The 4,546-nt window shown below is 76.5% G+C and carries 1 protein-coding gene; it reads right to left on the bottom strand.

Annotated elements, in window-relative coordinates; genetic code table 11:
- On the bottom strand, positions 1 to 4,546 hold a 4,546-nt coding region (locus tag ACFV7Q_RS38350; protein WP_385435583.1), incomplete at both ends, for a type I polyketide synthase.

The following is a 4,546-nucleotide window of genomic DNA, read 5'->3' on the forward strand; positions in this document are numbered from 1 at the left end:
GGCGAACACCGGCCGGGACGCGTACAGCTCGCGGCCCGTGCCGAGGCGCTGGCTGCCCTGCCCGGTGAACAGGAAGGCCAGCTTCCCCACGCTTGGCGCACCTTCGAGCACGCCGGCCGGCCGGTCGCCTTCGGCGAGCGCGGCGAGTCCTGCGAGGAAGCCCTGGCGGTCGTCGGCGATCACGGCGGCCCGGCGGTCGAGGGCGGTCCTGCTCGTGGCGAGGGAGTAGCCGATGTCCGTGGGGGACAGCTCGGGGTGGTCGGCCGCGTGCGCCGCCAGGCGTGCGGCCTGGTCGCGCAGGGCCTGCGGGTCCTTCGCCGACAGGAGCCACGGCAGGGGGCCCGGCACGCGGGTGGGTGCGGGCAGCGGGGTCTCGGGCTCCGTGGGCTCGGGGGCCTGCTCGATGACGGCGTGGGCGTTGGTGCCGCTGAACCCGAAGGAGGAGACCGCGGCGCGGCGCGCGCGGCCCGTCTCCGGCCAGGCCGTGGCGGTGTCCAGGAGCGTCACGGCTCCGGCCGTCCAGTCGACGTGCGGCGTGGGCTCGTTCACGTGCAGGGTCCGCGGCAGCACCCCGTGATGCATGGCCATGACCATCTTGATGATGCCGGCGACGCCGGCCGCGGCCTGGGTGTGCCCGAGGTTCGACTTGATGGAGCCGAGGAGCAGCGGCCGGTCGGCGGGCCGGTCCTGGCCGTAGGTCGCGAGCAGGGCCTGGGCCTCGATGGGGTCGCCGAGGGTCGTGCCGGTGCCGTGCGCCTCGACGGCGTCCACGTCGGCGGCGGTCAGCCCGGCGTTGGCGAGGGCCTGCCGGATGACCCGCTGCTGGGAGGGGCCGTTGGGGGCGGTGAGGCCGTTCGAGGCACCGTCCTGGTTGATCGCCGTACCGCGGACCACGGCCAGGACCGGGTGGCCGTTGCGGCGGGCGTCGGAGAGGCGTTCCACCAGCAGGACGCCTGCTCCCTCGGCCCAGCCCGTGCCGTCGGCGTCGGCGGAGAAGGCCTTGCAGCGGCCGTCGGCGGCGAGGCCCCGCTGCCGGCTGAACTCCAGGAAGGCGCCGGGGGTCGCCATCACGGTCACGCCGCCCGCGAGGGCGAGCGAGCACTCCCCGTTGCGCAGCGCCTGCACGGCCAGGTGCAGGGCCACCAGGGAGGAGGAGCAGGCGGTGTCGACGGTGACTGCCGGGCCCTCCAGGCCGAAGGTGTACGACAGCCGGCCGGAGATGACGCTGGCCGCGGTGCCGGTGGCGAGGAAGCCCCCGACGTCCTCGGGGAGGGCCGCGAGCCGGGAGGCGTAGTCGTGGTACATGACACCGGCGAAGACGCCGGTCCGTGTGCCGCGCAGGGTGCGCGGGTCGATGCCGGCGCGCTCGAACGCCTCCCACGAGGTCTCCAGCAGGAGCCGCTGCTGCGGGTCCATCGCCACGGCCTCGCGGGGGGAGATCCCGAAGAACGCCGGGTCGAAGGCGGCCGCGTCGGAGAGGAAGCCGCCCTCGCGGGCGTAGCTCGTGCCTTCCTGGTCGGGGTCGTCCGCGAACAGGCCGGCGATGTCCCAGCCGCGGTCGTCCGGGAACCCGGAGATGACGTCCCGGCCGTCGAGGACGAGCCGCCACAGGTCCTCGGGCGACTGCACGCCACCGGGGTAGCGGCAGCCCAGGCCGACGATCGCGATGGGCTCGTCGTCGCGGACGGCGGCCACCGCCCGGGAGGGCGCCGCCGCGGGAGCCGCGCCGAGCAGCTCGGTGCGCAGGTGGTCGGCCAGGACGGTGGAGGTCGGGTAGTCGAACACGAGGGTGGCCGGCAGGCGCAGCCGGGTCGCGGCGCCGATCAGGTTGCGCAGTTCGACGGCGGTGAGGGAGTCGAAGCCCAGCTCGCGGAAGGAACGGTCGGCGTCGACCGCCGCGGGCCCGGCGTAGCCGAGCACCGCCGCGACCTGGGTGCGCACCAGTTCCAGGACGAACGCCTGCTGGTCGGCGGCCTTCATGGCGGCGAGCCGGGCGGCCGGTCCGGTGCCGTCCGCGGCGTTGCCGCCGGCTACGGCCCGGCGTACGGGCGTACGCACCAGGCCGGACAGCAGGGGCGGGAGCATCCCGCTGCTCGCCCGGGCGCGCAGGGCCGCCGGGTCCAGCTTCACCGGGACCAGCAGCGGCGGCCGTCCGGCGGCCGACGCGGCGTCGAACAACGCCAAGCCCTCGGCGGCGGAGAGGGCGTCCGCCCCGCCGCGGCCCAGCCGCGAGACGGCTTCGGCGTCCAGGGCGGCGCCCATGCCGCCGCCACCGGCCTCGGACCACAGGCCCCACGCCAGCGAGGTGCCCGCCAGCTGCTGGCCCCGGCGGTGGGCGGCCAGGGCGTCCAGGAAGGCGTTGCCGGCGGCGTAGTTGGCCTGGCCGGCGTTGCCGAAGACACCGGCGGCGGAGGAGAACAGGACGAACGCGGAGAGGGCGTGGTCCCGGGTCAGCTCGTGCAGGTTCCAGGCGGCGTCCACCTTCGGGCGCAGCACCGCGGAGAGGCGCTCGGCCGTGAGCGAGCCGATGACGCCGTCGTCGAGGACGCCGGCGGTGTGCACGACCGCGGTCAGCGGGTGCTCGGCCGGGATGCCGGCCAGTACGGCGGCCAGCGCGTCCCGGTCGGCCGCGTCACAGGCCTCCCAAGTGACTTCGGCACCCAGGGCGACGAGTTCTGCCGTCAGGTCGGCCGCGCCCTCGGCGGCCCCGCCGCGGCGGCTGACGAGCAGCAGGTGCCGTACGCCGCGGTCGGCGACGAGGTGGCGGGCGAACAGCGCGCCGAGCGAACCGCTCGCACCGGTGATCAGCACCGTGCCCTCGGGGTCCCCCGCGGCCGCGGTCTGCCCGGTCGGCGCCTCGGCGCGGGCCAGCCTCGGCACCAGCGCCGTGCCCCGGCGTACCGCCACCTCGGACTCGCCCGAGGCCAGGGCGACCGCGAGGGCGCCGTGCACCTCACTGCTGTCGTCGTCGACGTCGACCAGGACGAAGCGGCCCGGGTTCTCGGACTGCGCCGACCGCACGAGGCCCCACACCGCGGCGTGGACCGGATCGGGCAGGCCCTCGCCGGGTACGGCTTCCACCGCACCCCGCGTCACGAACACCAGGCGCCCGTCCGCGGACCGGTCCTCGGACAGCCATCCCTGTAGCAGCCCCAGCACCCGCGCCGTCTCGGCGTGCACGGCTTCCGGAACCGTAGGGAGGTCGACCGTCCGCAGGTCGGTGACGACCACGCCGGCCGCATCGGCCTCGGCCGTGGCCGCCACCCGGTCGGCGGGGAGCTGCGTCCACTCGACGCGGAACAGGGACTCCTGTCGGCCGTCGCGGGCCGCCGCGCCGATCTGCTCGGGCGTGACCGCGCGCAGGGCCAGCGAAGCCACGGAAGCGACGGGCTGGCCGGCCGTGTCGGCCAGGTCCAGGGACACCGCGCCGTGGCCGGCGGGGGCGAGGCGGACGCGTGCTGCCGAGGCGCCGGCCGCGTGCAGCCGTACGCCGCTCCAGGCGAACGGAAGTCGGGCGGTACCCGCACCGGCATCGGCGCCGTCGGTCGGGGCGGCCAGGACGTCGCCGTCCAGTGCGAGGGTGTGCAGGGCGGAGTCGAGAAGGGCGGGGTGCAGCCCGAACGCCCCGGCGTCCGTCTGCGCGCGCCCGTCGAGGGCGAGTTCGGCGAACAGCTCGCCGTCGCGCCGCCAAACCGCCCGCAGGCCCCGGAAAAGGGGTCCGTAGCGGAGCCCGGATGCGTCGAGCAGTTCGTACGCGTCGTCCACGGGGAGGGGGGTGGCCCCGGCCGGCGGCCAGACGCCCAGATCGGCGGTGGCCGCGGGAACCCCGTCGGTGAGCAGGCCGGCGGCGTGGCAGAGCCACGGTTCGTCCTCGGCTCCGGCGGCCGGGCGGGAGTACACGGCGACGGGGCGGCTGCCGGAGGGGTCGGGGGCTCCGACCGTGACCTGGAGCTGCACCGCACCGCCGGCGTCGGGCAGGACCAACGGCGCCTGGAGGGTCAGCTCGTCCAGGGCCGGGGCGCCGACGTGTTCGCCGGCGTGCAGGGCCAGCTCGACGAAGGCCGTGCCCGGGACCAGAACGGAGCCCATGACCGCGTGGTCCGCGAGCCAGGGGTGGGTGTGCAGCGAGAGCCGGCCCGTGAGGACGCACCCGTCGGCGTCCGCGAGGGACACCGCCGCGCCCAGGAGCGGGTGCCCGGCGGTCGCGAGGCCGAGCCCGCCGGCGTCACCGGGCAACGGGGCGACGGTGTCCGGCCAGTAGCGCTCCCGCTGGAAGGCGTAGGTGGGCAGCTCGGCACGTCGTGCGCCCGTCCCGGCGAAGTACGCCGGCCAGTCGGCTTCGACGCCTCGGCAGTGGACCCGGGCGAGCGCGGTGACGAGGGACTCCGCCTCGGGGCGGTCCGCGCGCAGGGTCGGCGCGAAGGCGGCGGCGGTGCCGTCGGCGAGGCACCCCTGGGCGAGGGCGGACAGGACGCCGTCGGGGCCGAGTTCGACGTACGCCGTCACCCCGGCGTCTTCCAGGGCGCGGATGCCGTCGAGGAAGCGG

The organism is Streptomyces sp. NPDC059851 (assembly GCF_042732005.1).
In the GTDB taxonomy this organism is placed as follows: Bacteria; Actinomycetota; Actinomycetes; order Streptomycetales; family Streptomycetaceae; genus Streptomyces.